The sequence below is a fragment of the Cupriavidus sp. FW216-B1 genome (assembly GCF_058789195.1).
In genome coordinates, this window is sequence record NZ_JBYTEL010000001.1 from 1,141,018 (window position 1) to 1,162,750 (window position 21,733).

General features: G+C 63.4%; 11 protein-coding genes. 1 reads left to right on the top strand and 10 read right to left on the bottom strand.

The window, feature by feature from the left end:
* Window position 1 precedes the first annotated feature (1 nt).
* Window positions 2–14,581, bottom strand: a complete 14,580-nt coding sequence (locus AC3WXD_RS04950) for a carbohydrate-binding domain-containing protein (protein ID WP_492323178.1) — start codon at window positions 14,579–14,581, stop codon at window positions 2–4.
* Window positions 14,582–14,660: 79 nt separating this feature from the next.
* Here AC3WXD_RS04950 and AC3WXD_RS04955 point away from each other — a divergent pair, with 79 nt between their 5' ends.
* Window positions 14,661–15,842, top strand: coding sequence for a tetratricopeptide repeat protein (locus AC3WXD_RS04955; protein ID WP_492323179.1), 1,182 nt, complete (start codon window positions 14,661–14,663; stop codon window positions 15,840–15,842).
* A 236-nt stretch (window positions 15,843–16,078) separates the two neighbouring features.
* On the opposite strand, the gene AC3WXD_RS04960 is transcribed toward AC3WXD_RS04955, so the two are convergent.
* Genes AC3WXD_RS04960 through AC3WXD_RS05000 form a run of 9 tightly spaced genes read right to left on the bottom strand, consistent with a single transcriptional unit; the run spans window position 16,079 to window position 21,714 of the window.
* Window positions 16,079–16,534 (bottom strand): lytic transglycosylase domain-containing protein, encoded by a 456-nt coding sequence (locus AC3WXD_RS04960; RefSeq protein ID WP_492323180.1) that lies wholly within the window; start codon window positions 16,532–16,534, stop codon window positions 16,079–16,081.
* Window positions 16,531–16,884: a hypothetical protein gene (locus AC3WXD_RS04965; protein ID WP_492323181.1), complete on the bottom strand. Its 354-nt coding sequence runs from the start codon at window positions 16,882–16,884 to the stop codon at window positions 16,531–16,533. Before AC3WXD_RS04965 ends, AC3WXD_RS04960 begins: the two co-directional genes overlap by 4 nt.
* Window positions 16,885–16,896: 12 nt before the next feature.
* Window positions 16,897–17,496, bottom strand: coding sequence for a hypothetical protein (locus AC3WXD_RS04970; RefSeq protein WP_492323182.1), 600 nt, complete (start codon window positions 17,494–17,496; stop codon window positions 16,897–16,899).
* Window positions 17,493–18,290 carry a sigma-70 family RNA polymerase sigma factor gene (locus AC3WXD_RS04975; protein WP_492323183.1) on the bottom strand — a complete coding sequence of 266 codons (798 nt, stop codon included), beginning with the start codon at window positions 18,288–18,290 and terminating at the stop codon, window positions 17,493–17,495. The genes AC3WXD_RS04970 and AC3WXD_RS04975 overlap by 4 nt, the downstream gene beginning before the upstream one ends.
* Complete coding sequence (gene fliP, locus AC3WXD_RS04980; protein ID WP_492323184.1) at window positions 18,287–19,051, bottom strand: flagellar type III secretion system pore protein FliP; 765 nt, start codon at window positions 19,049–19,051, stop codon at window positions 18,287–18,289. The genes AC3WXD_RS04975 and fliP overlap by 4 nt, the downstream gene beginning before the upstream one ends.
* Window positions 19,048–19,395: a flagellar biosynthetic protein FliO gene (locus AC3WXD_RS04985; protein WP_492323185.1), complete on the bottom strand. Its 348-nt coding sequence runs from the start codon at window positions 19,393–19,395 to the stop codon at window positions 19,048–19,050. The genes fliP and AC3WXD_RS04985 overlap by 4 nt, the downstream gene beginning before the upstream one ends.
* Window positions 19,395–19,715, bottom strand: coding sequence for a FliM/FliN family flagellar motor switch protein (locus AC3WXD_RS04990; protein WP_020205406.1), 321 nt, complete (start codon window positions 19,713–19,715; stop codon window positions 19,395–19,397). Before AC3WXD_RS04990 ends, AC3WXD_RS04985 begins: the two co-directional genes overlap by 1 nt.
* Window positions 19,712–20,527 carry a FliM/FliN family flagellar motor switch protein gene (locus tag AC3WXD_RS04995; RefSeq protein WP_492323186.1) on the bottom strand — a complete coding sequence of 272 codons (816 nt, stop codon included), beginning with the start codon at window positions 20,525–20,527 and terminating at the stop codon, window positions 19,712–19,714. Before AC3WXD_RS04995 ends, AC3WXD_RS04990 begins: the two co-directional genes overlap by 4 nt.
* Complete coding sequence (locus AC3WXD_RS05000) at window positions 20,524–21,714, bottom strand: flagellar hook-basal body complex protein (protein ID WP_492323187.1); 1,191 nt, start codon at window positions 21,712–21,714, stop codon at window positions 20,524–20,526. Before AC3WXD_RS05000 ends, AC3WXD_RS04995 begins: the two co-directional genes overlap by 4 nt.
* Between the last annotated feature and the right edge of the window lie 19 nt (window positions 21,715–21,733).

The window sequence follows — 21,733 nt, forward strand, 5'->3', positions numbered from 1 at the left end:
TTCAGTTATCCGGCTTGGCAGGATAGAAGGGCAGCGCCGAGCCCGGACCGCCTGCGTTGTATCGGAATCCGCCTGGCATGTGCGCATCCATATGGCGCGTGGCAGGGAGTGGTACTGTCACAGGCAACCCTTGAATGTGGTGCATAGTAATACGCTCACCGGCCAGTCCAGCGTCCTCAGGGAAAATCTTAACCCAACTCTCATCGACCATGGGAGTCCTGCCCCGGCTAATAGCAGCACGGTTGGCGGGACTAAGGATTTCGCCGTAGCCTAAGCCATCCCAATGGTCCCGCAATGCGCGCCAATCCGCAGTATTGGTTCTTGTCACCCCCAGCCTGGTCGCATTTACTGGCCTGCTTGCTGCTGCAGCTTGTGCCGCTTCGCCCAGGGAGTCGTTCGGATTCTGGGCCCTTGGCCTACCGACGGAAGCCAACTGCCCAGGCTGCGGCGCACGCGGCATCTGAAAGCCCGCCCGCCCCGTCGCCAGCCCCTCAAGGACGGAGCCGGTCTGCGCGGCTGCGTAGACTCGCTCTGGCGACGCACCCACCGCATAAGCAATACCAGCCCCGATTGCTGCCATCGGGCTGCCCAGCATGTTGTTCAGCGTGGCAGCACCCGTGCTCAATTGCGGTTGCAGTTGGGAGGCGCGCTGTCTCGCGTCGGGCACCGTGTAGTTCGCCCAATCCCAAGTCTGGCCCAGCTTGGTGCCCAGCGAGTCGTTTGAGCCCCAAATCTTTCCGAGCTGCGTTCCAGCATCGTAGTTCGACGGCCCATTCAGCGGCTGCCCAAACTGGTCATAGGTCACGCTTTGCCCAAAGCCTCCATTCACCGGAAGCGCCTTAGCGCCCACGGTGATTTGCGGCATCTGCCCGTTCTCCTCCCGCGGCCCGACATGCGGGAACGCGGGGTCGAATCCATTCGTCGCCCGCCGCAAAACCTCCGCCTCTGGGCTCAGCATCACATCGCTCACAATGCCGCCGTTGCTGGCCAACAGAACCGGCACTGGCGTGTTATGTGCAACGGCCAGTGCGTCGAACATGCCAGTCGTGGGCGTATTGCTCAGGTAACTCGGACCATCGGCATTGCCATAGACGCTGCCGAAGCTCATCACGTTGCCCCGTGCCTGCGCGAGCGCCTGCTCCTGGCTGGTCCTGCTGCCACCGCTGGAATTGCCTCCCGCGAGGCTGCTGCCCAGCGCATTGCCAACCCCACCCTCCCGCCCCACCCCCTCCACCAACCGCTCCGCCACCTGGTTCCCGATCGTATTCCCCACCAAGTCCGCCGCGATATACCCCAGACTCCGCGCCGACAAATCCCCCCGCACTCCCGCGCTCGCCAACCCAGCTCCCAACCCGCTGCTCACCTGCCGCGCCAGCGGGCTCCACTTCGCCGCGCCTGCCGCCTCGCCGATCCCTGCGCCTATCCCGCCGGCGATCGCCGATGCCGCCACGCCACGCCAGTCAAAGCGCTGCTGCATCCCGCTCGCCAGCGCCACGCCCTGCGTCGCTGCTGAGCCGATCGCCCCGCGTACCATGCCGGCGCCAATCGGGTTGAGCGACGAACCTACGCCCGCACCTGCCAAGCCGCCCGAGATCGCGCCTCCCACCGCCCCCAGCGCCACACCCTTCCAGTTGAATCCATGCTGCTCGCCCGCCAGGATCATCACCCCCTGGCTCAGCGCCGACGCCGCGGCTCCCGCTGCTGCTCCGTAGCCGATCGAGGCACCCAGCGACAATGGAGCACTCGCCGCCGCGCCAGCAACTGCACCGCCGGCCGCAGCCCCACTTCCCGTCACGCCCGCGCCCGCCCCGCCCAGCGCTTGCATCGTCGGCGCCGTCCCCGTGCCGCTCGTGTATACCGTCACCACCGCGACCACCACGACCGCGATGACTACCGCTATCACACTCGCTATGCCACCACACCCGCCTCCTCCCTTCGGTTGCGGCGGCGGCGGCGGATCCAGCATCGTCGGCGAGGCGTCCCCCACGCCCTGACCCGCCTGGTACGGCTTGAAGGTCTGCGCCGTGTTGTGGATGTTGGTGACCTTGTTCGGAATCACCAGCGTCGTGTTCGGCTTCAGCGCTTCATCCGCCGACAGTCCGTTGGCATCCGCCAGCACATACCACAGCGCCGCGTCGCCCCACACCGCCTGTGCCACTGAGCGCAGCGTGTCCCCGCCGCGCACCGTGTAGCTGCCCGGCGTCACCGCCGGGTAATTGCCCGTGATCGGCTGATAGTTCTCATCAAAATCCGCCGACATCACCGGCTTGAACCGCTTGTACGACTCCAGCTTGGATTCCGGCGCCACCGTTATCCGTGCCAGTTCCTGCACGTAGTCCGCACGCTCCGATTCGTCCGTGCCCGCATTGCCGACGCGGTGGCCGTTTGCGTAGTAATACTGCCGGTAGCGATTCGACGTCGCGCTGGCCACCTTGCCATCCTTCACCGTGACGCCAAGGTATTCCTGCCGGTTCAGCACCCGCCCGTCGCTGTCCGTGTCGTAGTCGAACTTGCGTCCGCCGTTGACGTCCACCGCACTCCTCAGGTGACCGTTGACGTCGTATTCGAACAGCGAACTGCTATCGGCCCAACCGGTACCCAGCTTGATCGTCTTCTGCTTTGCGCTGTCCCATTGCTCGTAGGTGTAGTTCAGCGTCTGCGTGCTGGCGCTGCCGCCCGCCACTGTCGTGCTGGTGGTAATCGACTGTACGCTCCCATCGGCGTTGTTGACGTATGTGGCATCGCTGCGGACTTCCTGGCTCTTGTCATTCAGGTGCCGCACCGCCTCGCTCGTCTGCGCGCCGTCCGCATCCCACGCGCGCGTGGTCGTCGAAGTCCACGCACCGGCCGTGTTCCATGTCTGATACACCCGCACGCGGCCCAGCGCGTCCAGCGTGCGCTCGCTCACCAGCTTTCCGTTGAGCATCACCTGCGTCAGCCGGCCATTGCTGTCGTACTCGTAGCGTTCTGTGCGCTGGTCGCTCGCGTAGAACGCCGACTTGCGCTCCCCGGCCGCGTTGTAACCGAGCTCCACGCCGTCACCACTTGCCCCGCCGACGATCTTGCCGCCTTCCAGCTTGCCCATGGTCACTACGAAGCGGTTCTGCGCATCGTAGCGATACCAGTAGTTCTGCACCGAGGCTTTGCCCGCCACCGTGTCACGGTACGTTGCCACCATGCGCCGGCGGTTGCCTACCGCGTCATACTCGTAATCCACCGTGTAGCGGCTCTTCTCGGGCGCGTCGCCAGACTGGCCACTGTCCTTGATCCGCTTGATGCGATTCAGCGCGTCGTACTCGATGTAGGCATGCTGGAACACCCGGTTTCTGCCGGCGTCGTAGTAACCCTCGAAGGTGCGGTTGCCGTCTTCGTCATACTCATAGCTGGAGACAGTCTTGATGGCGAGATCCCGGACCGTCTTCGTCAGGCCGTTGGCGTAGTATTCGAAGGCGATGTTCTGCCCATTGCTGGATGTCTGCCCTGACACCAGACCCGCCCAGTTGTAGTTGTAGACGAACTTGCGGCCGCCGAGGTCGCTGTGCCAGCTTGTGCGGCCGTCGATGTCCTGCTGATCCACCAGCGTCCTGCCGTCCGCCTGGGTCGTGGTGATCTTCCAACCGCCAACCTGCGCCCCGCCGGCGCCGAGAACGGTCTTGTCGTAGGCATAGCTATATTGCGTAGCCCGCCCGGCCGCGCTGACCTGCTTGATCACACGGCCGATTTCGTCATAGTAGGTACGCGTGCGGCCGCCCGAAGCATCCGTCGTGACAATGCGATTGCCGAGAGAATCGTACTGATACTGATCGACGAGGCGGCTGCCGTCGGCCTGCGCTGGACGTTCGACGCGAATCAGCCGATTATTGCTGTCGTAACGATAGTCTGTGCGACGACCCAGTTCATCGATCTCCGCGACACGATTGCCGAAGATGTCGTAACGCATCAGCCGCGTGCCACCGCCGGGCGCGCTCTCGTTGAGGCTACCCGCGTTCCATTGCTGGATCACAACCGGTTCAGGCATGCCGTAACTGAGCCGCCGCGTATTCACATACCCGTTCGCATCGCGCGTACCCACCGTCTGCGCGGCGCGATCCACGTAGTAGTACGTGGTGGGTGCCACGGTCTGCTTGACTCCGGCTTCGTTGGTGATCGAGGTCCGGGCGTCGACCTTGCGGATCAGCGCGCCCTGCGTGTTGTAGACAAACTGCGTTGTATTTCCGCGCCCATCGACTTCACTGATGACTTCGCCATATGCATTCCGCGTCTGCTTTCGATGGATCGTCACCCCCTTCTCGTACAAGCCCTCCAGGACATATTGCACCGATTGGTTCTTTCCGTTGGAGGCATCCCTGACATCCGGCTTGAACGTGCCGGTACTGCGGCCGAGATTGCTGGCGCCGGAAAATGCGTCGTAATAGTATTCATAGGTCCGGGCGGGATCGAGCAGGCTGGCATCCCATTTGAATGCGCCCGATGGCAGCGCATTCAGGAGCACCTTCGTGAAGTCGCGCTTGCCATCCGGGGCGGCGACCCGATAATAGAGTTCCAGCCGGGTGCTGCCGGCGGGTGGCGTGAAGGCCAGCACCGGCGGCCGCGTGCTCCCCGCTATCGTGATGCTGTTGGCCTGCCCCGTGGCACCCAGCGTCATGCGCCCCACACCGCGATTGACGACAAAGCCATCCTGGTCTCGAGCCACGTATTCGATCTCGTAGTCGTACAGCAGCGAGTTGTCCGGCACCAGAGCGCTCGCGTCCCAAGCCAGCGACGAACTGCCGGACGATGCGAGGGTCTGCCGTGAAAACGCGCCAGTCGATCCGGAGCGGCGATAGAGAATCTCGAGACTCTTCGTCTGCGTACTCAGGTTGCTGAAGACGACGCTGCTGGGCAGGCTCTTGACGTAGTTCAGCACCAGGTTCGGCGAGCCGCCAACGGTAAGCGTGCCTCGCATGGTGTCGAGCAGTGCGTTGTCGGCATTCTTGAGGTCGAAGATCACCTCGTAGTCACCGCTCGCCAGTCCCGATACATTCCAGCTGTATCCACTATTGATGTCCGGGACTGCCAGTGTCGTGGCGCTGTACGCGCCGGACGACCCGAGCGGCCGATAGCGGATGGCAACCTTCGCCGGCTTGACGCCACCTGCCGTGCGCAAGTCATAGCATGTCAGAACCCCCGCATTGAATACGAAGCCTCCGGTCGCGGTGAGCTGATAACCAGTACCGCGCACGTTGTTGCCATGACTGACTTTCCTCAAGGTATTGGTCTGGCTGCCTGCGTCACGCGAAAGGTCATAGCGTGTAAAGCGCTCGAAGCCGCCGCCCGGCTTGGTGGAGACCAGGAGGATCTCGTAGTTGCCGGTCGCCAGGCCGTTCAGCTGGGCGTAGCTGTGGCCATTGACAGATACCTTGGACAGCTTGGCGAAGGAACCCGTGGCGCCCTTTTGCCGATAGTAGACATCGGTGGCCTGGGCATTGTCGCTGGTGTGAAGCTGGAGCAGATTGGACACGCGGTCACCTGTCACCGCCGGCGTGTCAGTGGGGTAATACGTCGTGCTACGGGAATTGTTGGGGCCGTTCGCCGTCTCGATGAATTTGATGTTATCCGAGCGGAAGCTCATCACGCCCGGATCCGAGACTCCATTGGACTCGACATCGAAATAAATGGTGTACTGAAGTGAAAGTTTCTCGTAAAGCAGCGTCGTCCCTCCGCCATTGCTGCTCCAGTTCAACGGGATGTTAATCGCCGATCCCCCGGTGTATATCTGACTTACAGTCGACTCCGGCTTGTTCTGGCTATCGGAAAAGGGAGTATCCGAAAAAATCGGATTGGAACGCCAGCCGCTCCCCATGAAGCGATAACTCACCCTGACCGTCAGCTTGTCCGCCCCAAGAAACTCCTTGATCCGATCGGGAACCGTCACGCGCATGGAATTTACCCAAGCGCGTTGTACGACATTGTTTTCCGACATGGTGTAGCCAACGTCAAACGACGTCGTCACACGCGGCTTGCTGCTGGCCGCAATATCGGAGAGATTATTCAGTTCCCGCAGGCTGCCGGTCGAACCTGCCTGCGAGGCCCCGATCTTCGCCGTGATATTGTCGAAACTCCCGGTGACCATGTTCACGTTGCGCGCCTGCAGCGTGGCACCGGTTCCCGACACATTCATCTGTGGCGTGATCCGCTCCAGTATCTGATTGCGCTTGTCATAGACCACGACGGTACGCATCACTTGCGGACTGGCCAGAATCTGGTCCAGCGACAGCGAGTTCAGATCCAGGGTCTGCGACTCGAACTCCGCCGTGGCGTTGCCCATGGCATCGTAAAGATAGACCTTGGTCACGCCCGCGCCGGCGTTGGTCCGCCACACGCGCCCCATCTGGTCGTATTCGCTGACCTTCTGCCACGCGCCGGCCGCGTTGCCGCCGCCCACGCGCTGGCCGGTCATCTCGCCATAGAGGTTGTAGCGCGTCTCCGTGACGAGCTTGGTGCTCCATGTGTTGGCCGAGGCATTGAGCACGGCCATACGGCGGCTGGTCTCGCGGCCGGCAAGATCGTAGGCAATGCCGGTTTCTTCGAGCCATTTGGTGCCGTCGGCGTCCAGCCGTTCGGTGATGACAGCATTGACGTTGCCCGCGCGATCGTAGCCATAGCGCACTACGTTGCCCTGAGGATCGACACGCCGGGCTAGGCGGCCCAGGGAGCCATAGGCATACAGGGTGATCTGGTCGTCGGCCTCCGAGCTGTTGTCCGCGCCCCGGCGAATCTCACGCACCACGTTGCCAAGGCCATCGTACTCATAGTCGGTGACCATCCGCACGCCGGCTGCCGCTTCGGTGTCGAACAGCGGCAACGTTTCCTTCACGCGACGGCCAATCGCATCGTAGGCCCAGTTGCTGCGGCTGGCATTGCCATCGGTCCGACCGGTGACGTTGCCGAGGCCGTCATAGCTGTACCAGATGATTGCCGCTCCCTTGTTGGTACCGCTGAGCGCGCCGTTGGAGCCGACCGTCCAGTACTCCACGTTCTGGCGGCCTTCGCTGAGAACGCGGCCATTCTTGTCGTAGGTATACAACGTGATACGGTCCGCCCCGGCGACAGTCCACTGCTGAATGAGCGCCGCGCCATCGCTCTGGGTAGTGACGGGATTGCCAAATTGCGTGGCAAAGCGGGTCTCCCGCAAGGCGTTGCCGTTCGCGTCCCGCACATAGGCCACACCATAGCGCTCCGGGTCCACCGTGAGAATCAGTTCACCCGATCTGTTGTAGAAGGAGTAAGTCTCGCCGCCGTTGGCGTCTGTGACCAACACCGCGTTGCCGTTGGCATCGTATTGCGTGCGGGTAACGACGTCGGTCACGCCTTTCTGATAATTTCCACTGGCGGGATCGCGCCTGCCGAAGGTAATGCCTTTGACACGCGTCTCGATCTGCCGGTGGTTGGCATCATAGCTATAGAGAGTCGCCCTGGCGTTCGCAGTATTGACGGGCTGCGGCAAGGCACGATCCGCGGGCACTGCCACCGGGTCGCCATAGGTCCGCACGACGGTCACATCGCCGCTGCGGTTGTAGCTCCACTGCGTCAGTTGTCCCAATGCCGAGATCTCTGCGCTCTTTCTGCCGATCGCGTCATAGTACGAGGTGGTGACTCCGCCGTCCTTGGCAGTGACCCGGATCAGGTTGCCGCGCGCGTCATAGGCACGCGATTCCGACGGCGTGGCAGGTGTCTCCGCATGTGTACTCAACGAATAAAGCGGCACCGCGCCGAACGTTCGCTTGATCTCGCGGTTCATGGCGTCGAACTGATATGTCGTCTTGCGCTGCTCCGGCAGCCCATCGGCTTCAACGACAAGCGTGCGATTACCACGCGCGTCATAACCGTAGCTATTGACAACGGCAACCGCGACGCCGGCCGCGTTGCGCGAGGTAATGGGCAAGGTTTCCCGGATCAACAACCCGCGCGCATCATATTGATAGCTGGTGGCGCAACCGAGCTTGTTGCGATAGCTGACGCGGTTGCCGAAGCCGTCATAGCCGAAGCTCTCGTATTTCCCGAGCGCGTCGGTACTCCGGGTCAGCCGCCCGAACTGGTCTCGAACGAAACTGGTGGTAGCGTCCTGCTCGCTGGCAACAAGCAAATAGGGAGTCGTCGCCGTCTCGGCCGGCGCGGTGCGCATCTCTGGCGGTACAGCGGCGCTCACGCTGCCCACGACACGATTGACATGGCGCGTGACTGTGCCGACCTCTCCGAATACCGTGTAGGCGGTGGCCGTGACAAAACCCTCCGGATCCACCTGGAGGACATTATTGCCTTGCCGGTCGTAGTAGAAATATCCGGCGTTGCCCAATGGGTCCACCACCTTGACGGCGTTGCCGAAGGCGTTGTATTCGGTCCTGCGCGTGCCGCCGAGCGCATCCGTTTCCATCACGACATGGCCCAGCGCATCGTACTGGAAGCTGCTGGCATGACGGGAACGCAGCAGTTCCTTCTGTTGGGCGCTCAATGCGGTGGCAACGAGCACATTGCCATCGGCACCGACCATGCCCATCGCCTTGCGTTCGCCGAGCGCCCAGTTGCTGTTGGATTCGCTAAGCTCATGGCCGAGCGGATCGATGCGCCGGGTCAGACGTCCCAAGGCGTCATACTCATACAAGGTCGAAGAGGCTTCCGGCCTGCCATAGCCGAGCGTTTCATTGTAGAGCCGGCCCGCGCGATCGTAGCGCCGCAACGTCACTGACTCGTCCACCGTGCCAAAGGCCTCGAACGTTTTTGTCGCTTGCCCCAGTGCATCCCGTTCGAAGCGCGTGACCACCCCGCCTGCATCGACCGATTCGAACAGCCTGCCGGCACGATCGTAGCGCGATTCGGTTACCGCGGCGGATGCCGGTGGCTGCGACGCCAGCGCCGCCGCCAACGAAGCGGAGGTCGTGCCGTCCGACACCTTGACGGCGCTGGCGTAGCAGACTGTACGGACCGTCCGGCCAGCCTCGTCGCGATCGTACTGCGTGACGTATCCGGCAGCGTCCACCTCATACTTCAGCCGGTTGGCGGCATCGTAACGGCTCTGGCTGACCCGTGCATCGGCGCTATTGCTGCCGGTTGCCAGCCACGCACGCATGGCGGCATCGCTCGGATTGTCTGAAGTGGCGTAGCGAGTCGCATAGGCCACCGTGGCGAGCAAACTGCCCGCCTTGTCATAGCGGTATTCGGTAACCTGCCCGCCGGTGATCTTGAAGGTCTGCCGGCCCGCTGCATCGAACACATAGCGCGTGACTCTATTGGTGAGCAGGGCGGAGAGCCCCTGCGCCGTGACTGCCGCCGCCACGGTTGCCGGCGTCAACACCTCGGGGGAAACGAGTTCGCTGCCATAGCGCGCATGCCAGACAACGTTGCCCCCCTTGTCATAGATCCGCTGTTCGACGTAGCCGCGGCCGTCGATGCTGTAGCGCAGCCGGCCATCCTTGTCGTACACCCAGCGCTCCACGCGGTCGGCACTCGTGTCTGGCGCGACGCGGCCCGCCACTTCTGTCGAACTCAACGTCAAGCCGAATCCGGATAGCGAAATGCGCCTGGCATAAGCGCTGCGGGTCGCGAGGCGACCCTCGGCATCGTATTCCTGCCGTAACACGCCGCCGGTGGCGTCAACCACATAGATCACGCGGCCTTCGCCGTCATGAACGTAGCGGGTCACGTTCCCGGCCGCATCGGTGCGCGCGGTCACATTGCCCGCGGCATCGTAGGCATATCGCGTCACCAGGTTCAGTCCGGTCGGATCCACCGCGGACTCGATGCGCCGCCCCACGCCATCGTAGACATGGACCGTCGTGCGCGCCGCCGGGCTGCCGCTTCCCTCGACGATCCTGACCACATTGCCGGCGTCGTCATAGCTCATCGCCGTGGTGAGGGCGAGCGTGCCGGTACCCTGGTCCACCACGACCTTGACCGAACGGCCATTGGCGTCGTAGGTGGTTTCCGTCACCATGCCGCCCGGATCGGTCGCCCTCACCACGCGGCCGCTGCTGTCGTAGGCGTAGGTCGTAACCAGCGCCAGGCCGCCAGGATCGACAGTGCGCGTCAGCAGCCGGCTGGCCGCATCGTAGGCAAGCGCCACTTTGTTGCCATTCGGATCGATGCTCTCGATCAACTGGCCCGCCCGGTCGTAGCGTTGGCTACTGACCAGATCGAGCGCGCCGGCGGCCTGTCCGGTGGTCAGCAGCCGACCGTCGGCGTCATAGCCATACTCTGTCCGGTTGCCCAATGGGTCCTGCACCGCGATGGTCTGCCCGCGCGCGTTGCGCGTGGTAGTGGTGACCAGCCCTTCCGGCGTGGTCATCTTCAGCTCGCGCTCGAAGGCCGAATAGGCGTAGCGGGTAATGTTGCCGAGCCGGTCGGTCTGCGTCAGCACATTGCCGAATGCGTCATAACTCATGCCCGTCTGCTGGCCGAGCGCATCGGTGACGGCAATCACCCTGCCGTTCCGATCGTAGGCCTGCTTGCGCACCGCGCCGTTGGGCAAGGTGATCTGGGTGGCCCGGCCGAAGGCGTCATAGACGGTCCGGGTGGAGAGCTTCAGGCCACCCTCCGCCGCGTCCGCGGTACTGACGAGCAGCAGGCCGCGCCGGTCATACGCGCGCGTGGCCTGGCGGGATTGGCCTCCAACTGCCGGCGAGATCGTGCCGGCCAGTTCGCCGAAGGCGTTGTAGCTGAATCTGGTCGCCTTTGCAAGCGCATCGGTGGTCTGCTCGACGGCACCTTGCTTGCCGTAGGTGATCTTGTTGTTGGTGTACTTTCCGCCGGCAGCCTGAATCAGATCGGTAAAGCCGGTGGTTATCGCGCCACCGGTCAAAGCCGCCAGTCCGGCGGCGTCCAATCGGTTGATATAGATACGGGTCTCGATCAAGCGAGACAAGCCATCGTACAGATATCCGACGTGTTCTCCCGCGCCGTTGACCGTATAGGCCAATTGTCCGATGTTGTTGTAGTAGTACAGGGTACGGATACCGTTGGCATTCGTCGCCGAGATGCGGCGCCCCGCGATATCGTAGGCATAGGAAGTTGCCCAAGCGGACCATATGGCATCCTGCTCTGCTTGTGTGGCGCCATTCCCAAGCGCGGCCAGTGCCGCGCTACCCTCGCCGAAGAGTTCCTGGACCACGCGGCCCTGGGCGTCGCGACGCCAGCGCACGGTCTGCCCGGCGACCGTCTCCGCGAGCTTGTTTCCGACCGCATCGTATGCCACCGTGTCGGACTCCGTCGCCCCACCGGCAAGATAGCGGGTAGTGGTCAGCAAGCGACCATCCGCGTCGTAGCTATACGCTGTCCGGCGCGGATTCGCTGGCATCTTCGCAAAGGCGGCCAGCGTGGCGGCGGGATCCACGGCCCAGCGCACCGCGCCGCCACGGCTTATCGTCTTGGCCCCGCCAACCGCGGTGACTGAGACGGCCAGCCCATCGAATGCGGCAGCGCCCACACCCTGGTCGAAAACCGAGGTATCGACCCCGGCCTCCAGAGAACGCGCGCCGAATTTGACGTTGCGCACCCAGACATTGCGATCCTCGGTGGCAGTCAACAGGTCGTTGGCGAACACCAGCGCAATCTCGTGCGTGGCGAACGGCACGACATCCGGCACGTTTACCGTGTAGTTCGCGGACTCGATGACATCAATGGTGAGCGTGGTGATTTTCTTGCCGTCCACCCATACCTCAAGTGTCGGCCACTCGCCATTGGCAACCGAGCCGCGCGCCTGAAAGGTCAGCGGTACCGTTTGCGGCGCGGTGAACTGGGCCGGATCGACGCGGCCGCCTTCCACCTTCCCCGCCAGCCTGCCAGTCTCGTCATAGCGATAACTGGTGAGATAGCCTTCGCCGTCCACGGCCGACGTGAGATTGCCTCGCGCATCGTAGAAGAAGAACTGCCGGATATCCATCGCGCTCGCCGTGGCTTTCAGTCCCGCCAGGGTCTCCGCCGCGCGCTGGGCGCCGCCGATGGCCGTTGCGTAGGCTATGCTGTGTGTCCTGTTGCCCGCAGCATCGTAGCGATACTCGGTGAGGTAGCCTTCGGCATCGAGCTGGCCGGTGAGCTTGCCGTCGCCGTCATAGAACTGCCTGGTAAGCCTGTCAGCGGCATCCGCAACGGGGGTCGCCCGGGTGACAACCGGATCCGCGGCAAATGCCGCCATATCGATTTGCCGCGCATAGGCAAGCGTCGCCACGAGACGCGAAGCACCGTCGTAGCGGTATTCCACCACCGATCCGGCGCCGTCGACCGTCCTGTACAGGCGGCCGGCAGCATCATAGAATCGATAGTCCACGCGGTCCTGCGCCGACGCCGCCGGCCTGATGCTGGCGTTTTCGATCGTCAGCAGCGCACCGTCCTTGCGCTCGATGGGTTTCCCGCTGGTGGCGTCGAACAGCACCGCGCGCTGGGCAGTTGTCAGCCGCGTAGCGTAGTGGATCGTCCTGGCGAGATTGCCACTGCGATCGTAGACATACTCGGTGAACGCGCCCTCCGAATTGATCTCTGCCGCCTTGCGACCCGCCTCGTCATACAGTACCTGGGAACGAGCCTTGCGTTCGTCGAGCACGATGCGAAGTCGCCCCAGGCCATCGTAGAACCGCCTGCTGACCGATGTCTGGACGCCTGCACCGGATTCCGTCAGCGACACGAGTTCGCCCGCCTGGTTGAACAGCGAGGTCCTGGCCAGCCCATTGGCCAGCGTCACCGTGGTCTTGCGGCCGGCGTCGTCATACTGGTACAGCGTCAACGCGCCGGTGGCGCTGGTGACATTCTGCAGCCTCCCCAGGCCATCGTAGACGAAGCGCTCGGATTGTCCCGATGCCGACGAGAGCGAACGGCGTTCAAGCAAGCGCCCCGCCGGGTCATAGACATACAGCGTGGTCACTGTTGCGCTGCCCGCGCTCGCGATGCCCACGCCGTCCGGCCGGACAGCGCCGTACTCAGTGACGCGCGCCACGTTGCCGCGAAAATCGTAGGCCGTATCGGTGCGGCGAGTCTGGTTGCCCGGCTGTGCGAGCGCCCATGCCTGCAACTGGCTCTCGCTCAGAACGGCATCGACCGGCAGCGTGGAGACGTCATAGCAGCGTGCCTGATACTGGATGGCGGTGACACGCTGCCCGAAACCGTCGTACCGGTATTCGCTGACGCGCCCCTCCGCGCTCAGCGCAAAGCGCAGGCGCGACTGCTTGTCGTAGACGTAGCGCACCGTCAGCGGCTTGCCGGGTTGACCCGCGCCCGCCCCATCCGGGTCCGGCACCAGGTACGTGGTCTCCGACATCAGCAGGTTTGCCTCGCCATAGCTACGACGAATCGTATTGCCGGCTTGGTCGCGCTGCACGGCGAGATTGCCGTTGTTGCCATACAGGTAACTGACCGTCCGGCCCAGTGCATCGGTAGCGGATGTCACGTTGCCGCGCGCATCGTAGGCGTAGCTGACGGTATCCGGGACACCGCCGGCGCCAGTTGTCCGGACCTGGGTCAGGCGACCCTGGGCATCATATGCCAGCGTGGTCTTCTGACCCAGATTGTCGACGACCTCGGTGGCCTTGCCATCCGCTCCGTAGGCAAAGGTAGTGCTACGCGCCGTGCCGTCCACGGTTTCGCGGATCGATCCCACCCGATAGATGCCACCCATCTCGACATAGGAGATTTCGAGCCGGGTACCGTCGGACTGCTCGGTCCGGTTGACTCTGCTGCTGGCCCCGTCATAGGCATAGGTCGTCCAGTATTCCTTGCCATCCGCCACGCTGTCGTCGTCCGGGCTCACGTCCACCCCAACCCGGCTCAGCCGGCCGCTGGCATCGTATTGATAGCGCACGATGGTGCGCACGGCCTGCGCACCGTCGGAACTCTTCGCCTCACTGCGCAAGCGGGTCAACAGCTTGCCCGTGTAGTCCAGGTAGATGCTCTCGCCGTTGGCGGTACGCACGCTGCCAAGATAGCCAGCCGCGTTATAGGCATAGCTCACGGTGTTGCCGCTGAGGTCGGCCCGCGACAACACGCGGCCGCCATTGCCGCCGTCGTAGACTTCCGTCACGCCATCGGCACCGCCCTTCCAGCGCCACTGCCTGGTGCTGGCATCGAACGTCAGCGTATCCCTCGCCCCCGCCATTTCGCTGGCCACGTAGCAGCCTTTGCCCGCATCCCAGCCATACAGGACCTCGGAGCCATCCCAATCGACGCGGCGCGCAACGCTGCCCGCCGTGCCGACCGCGCCGGACACCAGTCCCGCCACACGGAACTGGCCGGGTTGCCAGTTGTCGCCGTTGTCGTCATTCATCAGCCCCAGGCTGTTGTACGCCCGCGTCAGCTCCACGCCTGAGCCGACACCCATCAACGTCGCATCGAGATGCTTGATGTGCAGATTGCCGGTCTTCGCATTGACGTAAATCTTGTCGCCGCCGCGCCCAAGGGCGGCTTCGCCGAGCTGGCCGCGGCCCCCCAGCACGAAACTCGACCCTGTCCGAATTCCCAATCCGTTTCCCGTGACAATCGCAACCATCTCGGCATCCTGTAAGCGTGCCGACCGGCTCGGTCGTGAAAGCAGCGCGGGGCAATTTGCCTCACGCTTCTTCATTACTTATCCAGTCTTCGATGATCTTGTTTAGTGACCCGCCCATCCACGCCGTTCTCGCGCTAAAGATGGATATGGAACCGTGGACGCCGGCACCGTTCTTGGGTACGCTGACTGCCTGCCTATTCACCGTCTGGACACCATGCAACACTCTCAACGTCTGCAGCGGCTTCTGGGTTTTCTCGAGAAAGATCCAACAAATCCCAATCTGCGCTTCGACACCGCACAGATGGCATTTTCAGAACAGGACTACTCACTATGCCGCGCCCTGCTTGTCGCCGAGGACGCGCCACGGCCACCCGCACCTGCCATGACGCATCTGCTCGGTCAAACGCTGCTCGCAATTGGCGAACTGCAACAAGCCACAGCGCTGTTTCACATCCTGCTTGCCGGCGGGCAGGCTGACGTCGCCGTCCGCCATGACCTTGCCTATGCCCTGGCCTGTCAGCGGCAATATCAGGATGCGCTAGCAGCCTTGCCCGCTGATCTAGTGGGCAATTCCCCCAACGCCCAGCAATTGCGGCTCAGACTCCTGCATCGCACCGGCCAATTGGAGACAGCTCTGGCGGAAGGGGAGCAATGGCTGGCCGAGCAGACGCTGACGGTCGAGGGCGCTGGCGCACTGGCCCTGCTTTGTCTCGACATGGACCGCAGCAACGATGCCGCCCGTTTCGCCACGCTTGCCGGAAACAACGATGATGCGATGGTGGCGCGCGGTTGGCTGAATCTCGAGCAAGGTGAACTCGAGCAGGCCACGCCCGCATTCGAGGCGGCAAGACACATGACACCGCGCCATGGGCGCGCCTGGCTGGGCGCCGGACTGGTCTCGCTCGCCAGCAAGCGATATGCCGAGGCAGCACAGCAGCTCGATCGCGCCGCGGACCTGCTGCCCGGACATGCCGGGTCATGGGTAGCGGCGGGATGGGCCCATTTGCTGGGCGGCAATCTCCCCACCGCACTGAACCGCCTCGGGCAGGCACTGGACATCGATCGGAATTTCCCCGAGGCGCACGGCAGCATGGCAGTGTGCCTGTTGCAAGACGGCCAGCGCGAACGGGCCGAACACCACACGCGCGCCGGCAAGCGGCTGGGACCGACGAGCCTGTCGGTCCTGCTGGCCGAGAGCCTCCTGCTCCAGGCCGATGGCGACCGCGCGCGGGCGGAAGAGATCATCGCCCAGGCGCTCGACCAGCGCACAGCGCCTGGTGGTCCCACTGTGCTGCAGGCAGTGGCCCGGTACTCCGCGCGCGCCGACAAGCACTGATACTGGATGCAGGCCGTCGTCGCCGGAAGCGCCGCGGACGCCGAACCGCTTCGGTGATCTGCGTGCCCTCCCGCAGCGTCGAGGTTGTTGCATGCAAGGAAGGATCATGCAGTGATCCGCCTGCGCAGCGATGCGCGTCCGCCAGCGCGCATGCGCCCTGCAAGGGCGGGGCCGCAGACTGTACAAAGGTACTTGCCGTGCCCCGCAACGACGCCAGGATCTTCTTGAAATGACTTTTAGGGCCGAGTCCCGGCAATGCGGCTGCGGATGCGTTGCGCATAGGCATCGCGCAACGCCGGGGTTTCCGAATGGTACGCGCCCACGGCCTGCCAACTGTTGCCGTGCTTGAGGATCTTGCCGCGCAGATACCAGGCGGCCACATAGGCATTGATGCAGGCATCGAGCAGTGCGCCGCGCGAAATGCCATGGCGCGCCAGCATCGGGAGATGGACCGAATTGATACCCATCATGCCGATATCGTCCGTGCCATTGGTGTTTCTGCTCTGAGTGCGCGGACGCATGCCGCTCTCCTGCATGGCAATCGCTCGCAACACCACGTCATTGACCTTGTGGTAGCGCGCCGCCTCGCCGAGACAGTCGTCCTCCGCCAAGGCCCTGCCGCAACCGCAAGCAAGAAAAACAAGCAGCACGCAAGCGCCTCGCCACACAGGATTCGCAAGGGTGATCATCATCGCCTGGCGAGGGTGTCCAGCACCGCCATGAATTCGTCCCAGAGAGCGGAATCGGTACGCAGCATGCCAGTCACCTGATCGACCACCTGCTGGAATTCGGCATCGTTGACGACTTCTGGCCCAAACTCCGCGCCGAGCATCTGCTCCACGGCAATGCGCCCGATTCCATAGGCATCTCCGCCAGCCTCATGCACTGCGGCGGATGCCGCTCCGACAGCACCTGGCAAAGAAGCCGCGCTGGATGGAGAGGCAGACGCCACAGGGCCTGCGCCGGCGGGCCTTCGATCGCGCGCCTCCAGTTGGCGGCGGAGCTGGATGACCACTTGGTCCAGAATGGAAACAGGTTGCATGAGGGGCAGTCGCTAGTGGCGGGTGGAATCCGCAGAATAGCGGGCCAGCATAAGACGGCGAAGTACGTCCTGATCCTGGTCGGGCTCCGGCACCTTGGCCTCCGCCGACCGCCCGGCGCGCTCCGCATCCGAAGACAGCGAAGCAAGTACCGCGCGAAAATAGTCGTTCAGTTCCGGCAACTCGCGATTGCCACGCAGGCCACGCTCGATCATCGCTGCAGCCTGGTCGAAACGATTCTCGGCAAGAGCCAGCATGCCATCGCGGAAGATCCGCATGCTGCTATCCGCTGGGAGCGGATCCAGCGCACGCCACGCCACCGCAGCCGCTTCCGGTTGCGAGTCGAACATTTCGAGCAAGCCAAGGAAGAAGGCAGCAGGCGCAAAGCCAGGGGCCCTCTCCAGCGCCGTGCGGAACGACTGCCGCGCACCGTCGTGCAACCGCCCGGCGGCAAGCACCGCTCCTTTGAGAACCCACAGGCGATGATCGCCGGGCCACACGGCCAACGCCTCATCGAGGCGCGTCAGGTCGTCAGCCTGCCCCGTGCGCAGGGCATTCACCAGGATATCCAGATCGGCGTCATCGCAGCATGCATTTTCCGAGTCGTTCGTCATTCTTGCCACTCCTTGTCCGTTTCACCGTGTAGCCGCTTGCGCAACGACAGCAGAGCACTTCGATGCAGTTGCGAGATCCGGCCTTTCGTCACGCCCATGATATCGGCGATCTGATCAAAAACCAGGCCATGAAAGTAGTGATAGGTAATCACCTTGCGTTCCCGTTCGCCCAGACTGCGTACCGCGGCCTGCATCGAGGCGCGAGCCTGCCGCCATGCCACCTTGCGGTAGCCGTAACAGGAAGTGTCCTGCGCGACATCCTGCGCATCGTACATTCCCGTATCTTCCAGCATGAAGCCAATCGCAGCCGCCACCGCCACCTCGCAAATGGTGGCGAACGCCTGCGGAAGCCTGCTGCGCACGGCTCTCCCGTCCGTCAACGACGCCAGCCGCTCGCTTCGCAGCCGTGCGCCTAGCATCGCCTGCTCGTGCCTGTCGCTGACGGTCTCGATGCCATTCAACATGGCGCCCCGGATCCGTGGCGTGCTGAACGTCTTGAACGAGGCTCCCCGCGCTGGATCGAAACGGTCGATCGATTCGAGCAGGCCAACAATGGCAAACTGGCAGTAATCGCGGAACTCCGCATCATTGCCGAATCGATTGCGGTAGAGCTGCATGCTCAGCGCCCGGGCATAGGGAAGATAGTGCTGCAGCAGCGCCTCGCGGGCCGCGGCCCTGCCAGGAGCGCCATCCGGCACCTGGCGGAGCGTCTGCCAGAGCACTCCCTCTTCGGCATCAACCGCGGGCATGGCGGCGGAGTCTGCCGCGCCGGCCGACTCATACCCTTCAGTCATTTGAAGCTACCCAGTACACCGCGCAATACGAGGGCCCAGCCGTCGATCAGCACAAACATCAGGACCTTCAGCGGCAAAGCGATGGTCGACGGAGGAACCATCAACATACCCAGCGCGAGCAGAATGCTCGAGACCACCAGGTCGATCAGCAGGAACGGCAACAGCACCACGAAACCGATCTGAAATGCCACGCGCAATTCGTTCAGGATGAACGCCGGCGTCAGTTGCACCAGGCTGACGGCATCGGGCGACGGCGGCGGCGGCTGATGCGACAATTCGTACATCAGACGAAGGTCCTCCTGCCTCACTTGGCGCAGCATGAAGTCCCGCATCGGGGCGGCGGCACGCTCGAGCGCGACCGGCATTTCCATCTGACCCTGGAGGAATGGCTGCAGCGCATCCTGATTCACCGCGGCCACCGTAGGCATCATGGTGAAGAGCGTCAGGAACAGTCCCAGGCTGATCAGCACCGCGGTAGGGGGTGTCTCTGGCATGCCAAAGGCATGGCGAATCATCGACAGGACGATGACAATGCGGGTAAAGGCCGTCATCGACACCACGACCGCCGGTCCCAGGCTAAGGAAGGTGAGCAGGATCGCCGTGCGCATCGGCCCCGACACAGCCTCACCGGCGTTTTGCGACATCTGAGCCGTCCGGCTCCCGAGCGCGGGCAGCAAAGCGCCGGTCCCGGCATGCGCCAAGCCGGCGAACAGCGCCAGCACCAACACCACGCCGAAGGCAGGCCAAACTGTGCGCCTCATGCCAACGGCTCCGCCGCGGCGACGTCGGTCGGCGCCAACGTGCTGACCGATACGATCCCCCTTGCGTCCGCCGCGATCAGCAATGTGTGCGCCTGGCAACGAACCAGGTAGAGCGTCCCGTGCCTGCCCAGCGGCAACGACGCCAGCGACTGCAATTGAGCAGGCAGGCGCGCACCTGCCGAGCCCGCCTGCTTGCGCCGATGGAGCCACAGAATAACGGCCACGGCAAGCGCCAGGCAGAGCAAGAGGGAAATGCCCACCAGCGACAGATCGGGAAGCACGGGCGGAGGCGGCGCCAGATCAGGCCAGCCGCGAGCCGATGCCGGGGTCGATGCGGCGGGCATCAGCGCTTCTCCACAAGTTCCGTCAACTGAATACCGAAATGGTCGCCGATTGCCACCAATTGGCCGCGGGCAACCGTCTTACCGTTCAGGCGCAGTGCTACCGGCTCGTCGAGCGCCGCGTCCAATGTGAGTGCGATACCCTTTTCCAGCGCAAGCAGCGCCTCCACCGTCAACGTAGCGCTGCCCAGGTAGACCTCGAGATCGACGACGACATCCTTTACAAGTCGAAGATCGATCATGCCCCGCCCTTCCGGCGCCTGAGCGATAGCCGCCGTCTCGTCGAATTCCAGCGGTGTGATAGTGGCTTTCTGAATGCTCATGATGTGGCCTGCTGAAGTAAGTCGGCAGCACTCCCGCCCGCTGCGTCGAGTTGTAGCGCCAGGTGCCTCGCGTTGCGCCGAAGATGACCGCGGGCAATGCACTCACTTGTGCCCGCGACGCGCAGCGCCGCCGGCGCATCGAGCAGGCAATCGAGCTCGATCACATCGCCAGGCTCCATATCCGCGATCTGCGCCAGCGGCAGACGGACGCAAGCAAGCACGGCATCGAGCGCGACGGTGGTCCGCCCCAGCGCTTCCACCGGCGTGGCAAGCGCAGTCCTTCCCGAACGCTTCGACGGCACCTCCGGAGCGGCAGGAAACATGGTCAAACCAAGTTGCGCACGGAGCAGACGCATCTCGCCCACCTCGACGGTCATCCTCACCCCGCCCTCCGGCACGCGCCGCGGCAAGTCCGTGAGCGCGCTTGCGGACGCCATGCCTCTGGACTCGAAAGAAAAAGCATCGGCAAGGCGCATGGCCAGGTCATCCATGACGACGGACTGCAGACCAGCCAGCAGCCGCACGCCAGTCGTTTCGGCTGGCTCGCCTGGCACAGGCATCTGCAATGCCCGCCGCGCCACGGCATGTCCCGCCGTGGCGCAGATCCGCATGGCGGCATCGCAGCGCGCCGAATATTCATCCAGTTCGACGCCGAGTGTGGCCGTGGGATCCATCCTGGCTATTTCCCCGAGCGTCGCCGGCAGGCCGAACCAGTTTTCTCCCCAAGCATGAACGACGGTCTCGGCACATGCATGGACCGCTGCCAGTTCGCGGCTGCCCAGCCATCTCCACGGTCTTGCCGCGGCGGTCATGTCTGGCCCCTGAGCTGGAACAACTGGAGCAGCATTTCGTTGGCAGTACTGATGACTTGTGACGATGCCTGGAAACCTCTTTGCACCAGGATCAATTGTCCGAACTCGGCGGACAGATCCACATTGGATGCCTCGATGACACCGGACTTCACGTGGCCCGCGGCATTGGAAGCACCCGACGAAAAGCGTGCCTGCATTCCCGAGGGTGCCTCGAACAGGCCTTTGTCGTGCTGGATCAAACGCTGACGATCCGAAAACTGCGCCAGCGCCACCAGGCCGAGCTTGCTTTCCTGGCCGTTGGAATATTGCAGCGTCAATTGGCCAGCATCATCCACCGAGAAGGCAGAGATCGTTCCGGCGGCGTATCCGTCATTGCCGGCCACCCGCAGCGTCGACGCCGTACCTGCCGAAAATCCTGTCACGCCACTGGAAAAATCGAGTTCCAGCGGCATCCGCGTGCCATCGTCAAAAGCGAGTATCGCCTGCAACTTTTCCTGGCCCGGCTGTGGCATGCCGCCGACGAATGGCAGCATGCCGGTATAGAGATTGCCTCCCTCCGCGGATTCCACCGCGACCTTCCACTGCGTCGCCGCTTCATCATCATGGGTGAATCGTATCGTCAGGGCGCGAGCGTTCCCGTTGGCATCGAACACGCTGATGCTCTGCAGCACGTGATCTTCCGATCCACTCGACAAGTTGTCAGTGAATTTCAACGTGGTTGTCGTTCGCGGCGGGCTCCACTGCCGGCCTGCCACCGATGCGCCCTGCACCGTGCCGTCCGCTGCCAGGATCCCCAATTGCATGCCGGTATTGCTGTCCACGATACGGCCATCGTCAGCCACACGGAATTGTCCGGTCCGCGCATAGCGGGGACCTTCGCCCCCCAGCATGGTCAGAAAACCGGCGCCGGAAACGCCCAGATCCAGGGGACTGTCACTGTCGCGCAGATCGCCGGCGGCAAAATTCAGATAGCTCTGCAGATAGCTCACCCCGGAGCCGAAGCGAGGTTGCGCGTCCCTGAACCGGCCGGTCGCATCCGATGGCGTGCCGTAATAGAGATCGCTAAAACGTGGAATCGCGCCCTTGAAACCCGGCGTATTCATATTGGCAACGTTGTTGCTGATGGTCTGCAAGCCACGCGAGTACGTCTGCAAGCCCGACAGTCCGATTTGTACCGCATCCAGCATGATGTACTCCTGATGATTG

Excerpts from the sequence above, each read along its gene's own strand:
- AC3WXD_RS04965 (WP_492323181.1), bottom strand. The coding sequence starts at position 16,884 with ATGCAACCTGTTTCCATTCTGGACCAAGTGGTCATCCAGCTCCGCCGC.
- AC3WXD_RS04975 (WP_492323183.1), bottom strand. The coding sequence starts at position 18,290 with ATGACTGAAGGGTATGAGTCGGCCGGCGCGGCAGACTCCGCCGCCATG.
- AC3WXD_RS04950 (WP_492323178.1), bottom strand. The coding sequence starts at position 14,581 with ATGAAGAAGCGTGAGGCAAATTGCCCCGCGCTGCTTTCACGACCGAGC.
- fliP (WP_492323184.1), bottom strand. The coding sequence starts at position 19,051 with ATGAGGCGCACAGTTTGGCCTGCCTTCGGCGTGGTGTTGGTGCTGGCG.
- AC3WXD_RS05000 (WP_492323187.1), bottom strand. The coding sequence starts at position 21,714 with ATGCTGGATGCGGTACAAATCGGACTGTCGGGCTTGCAGACGTACTCG.
- AC3WXD_RS04985 (WP_492323185.1), bottom strand. The coding sequence starts at position 19,395 with ATGCCCGCCGCATCGACCCCGGCATCGGCTCGCGGCTGGCCTGATCTG.
- AC3WXD_RS04970 (WP_492323182.1), bottom strand. The coding sequence starts at position 17,496 with ATGACGAACGACTCGGAAAATGCATGCTGCGATGACGCCGATCTGGAT.
- AC3WXD_RS04990 (WP_020205406.1), bottom strand. The coding sequence starts at position 19,715 with ATGAGCATTCAGAAAGCCACTATCACACCGCTGGAATTCGACGAGACG.
- AC3WXD_RS04995 (WP_492323186.1), bottom strand. The coding sequence starts at position 20,527 with ATGACCGCCGCGGCAAGACCGTGGAGATGGCTGGGCAGCCGCGAACTG.
- AC3WXD_RS04960 (WP_492323180.1), bottom strand. The coding sequence starts at position 16,534 with ATGATGATCACCCTTGCGAATCCTGTGTGGCGAGGCGCTTGCGTGCTG.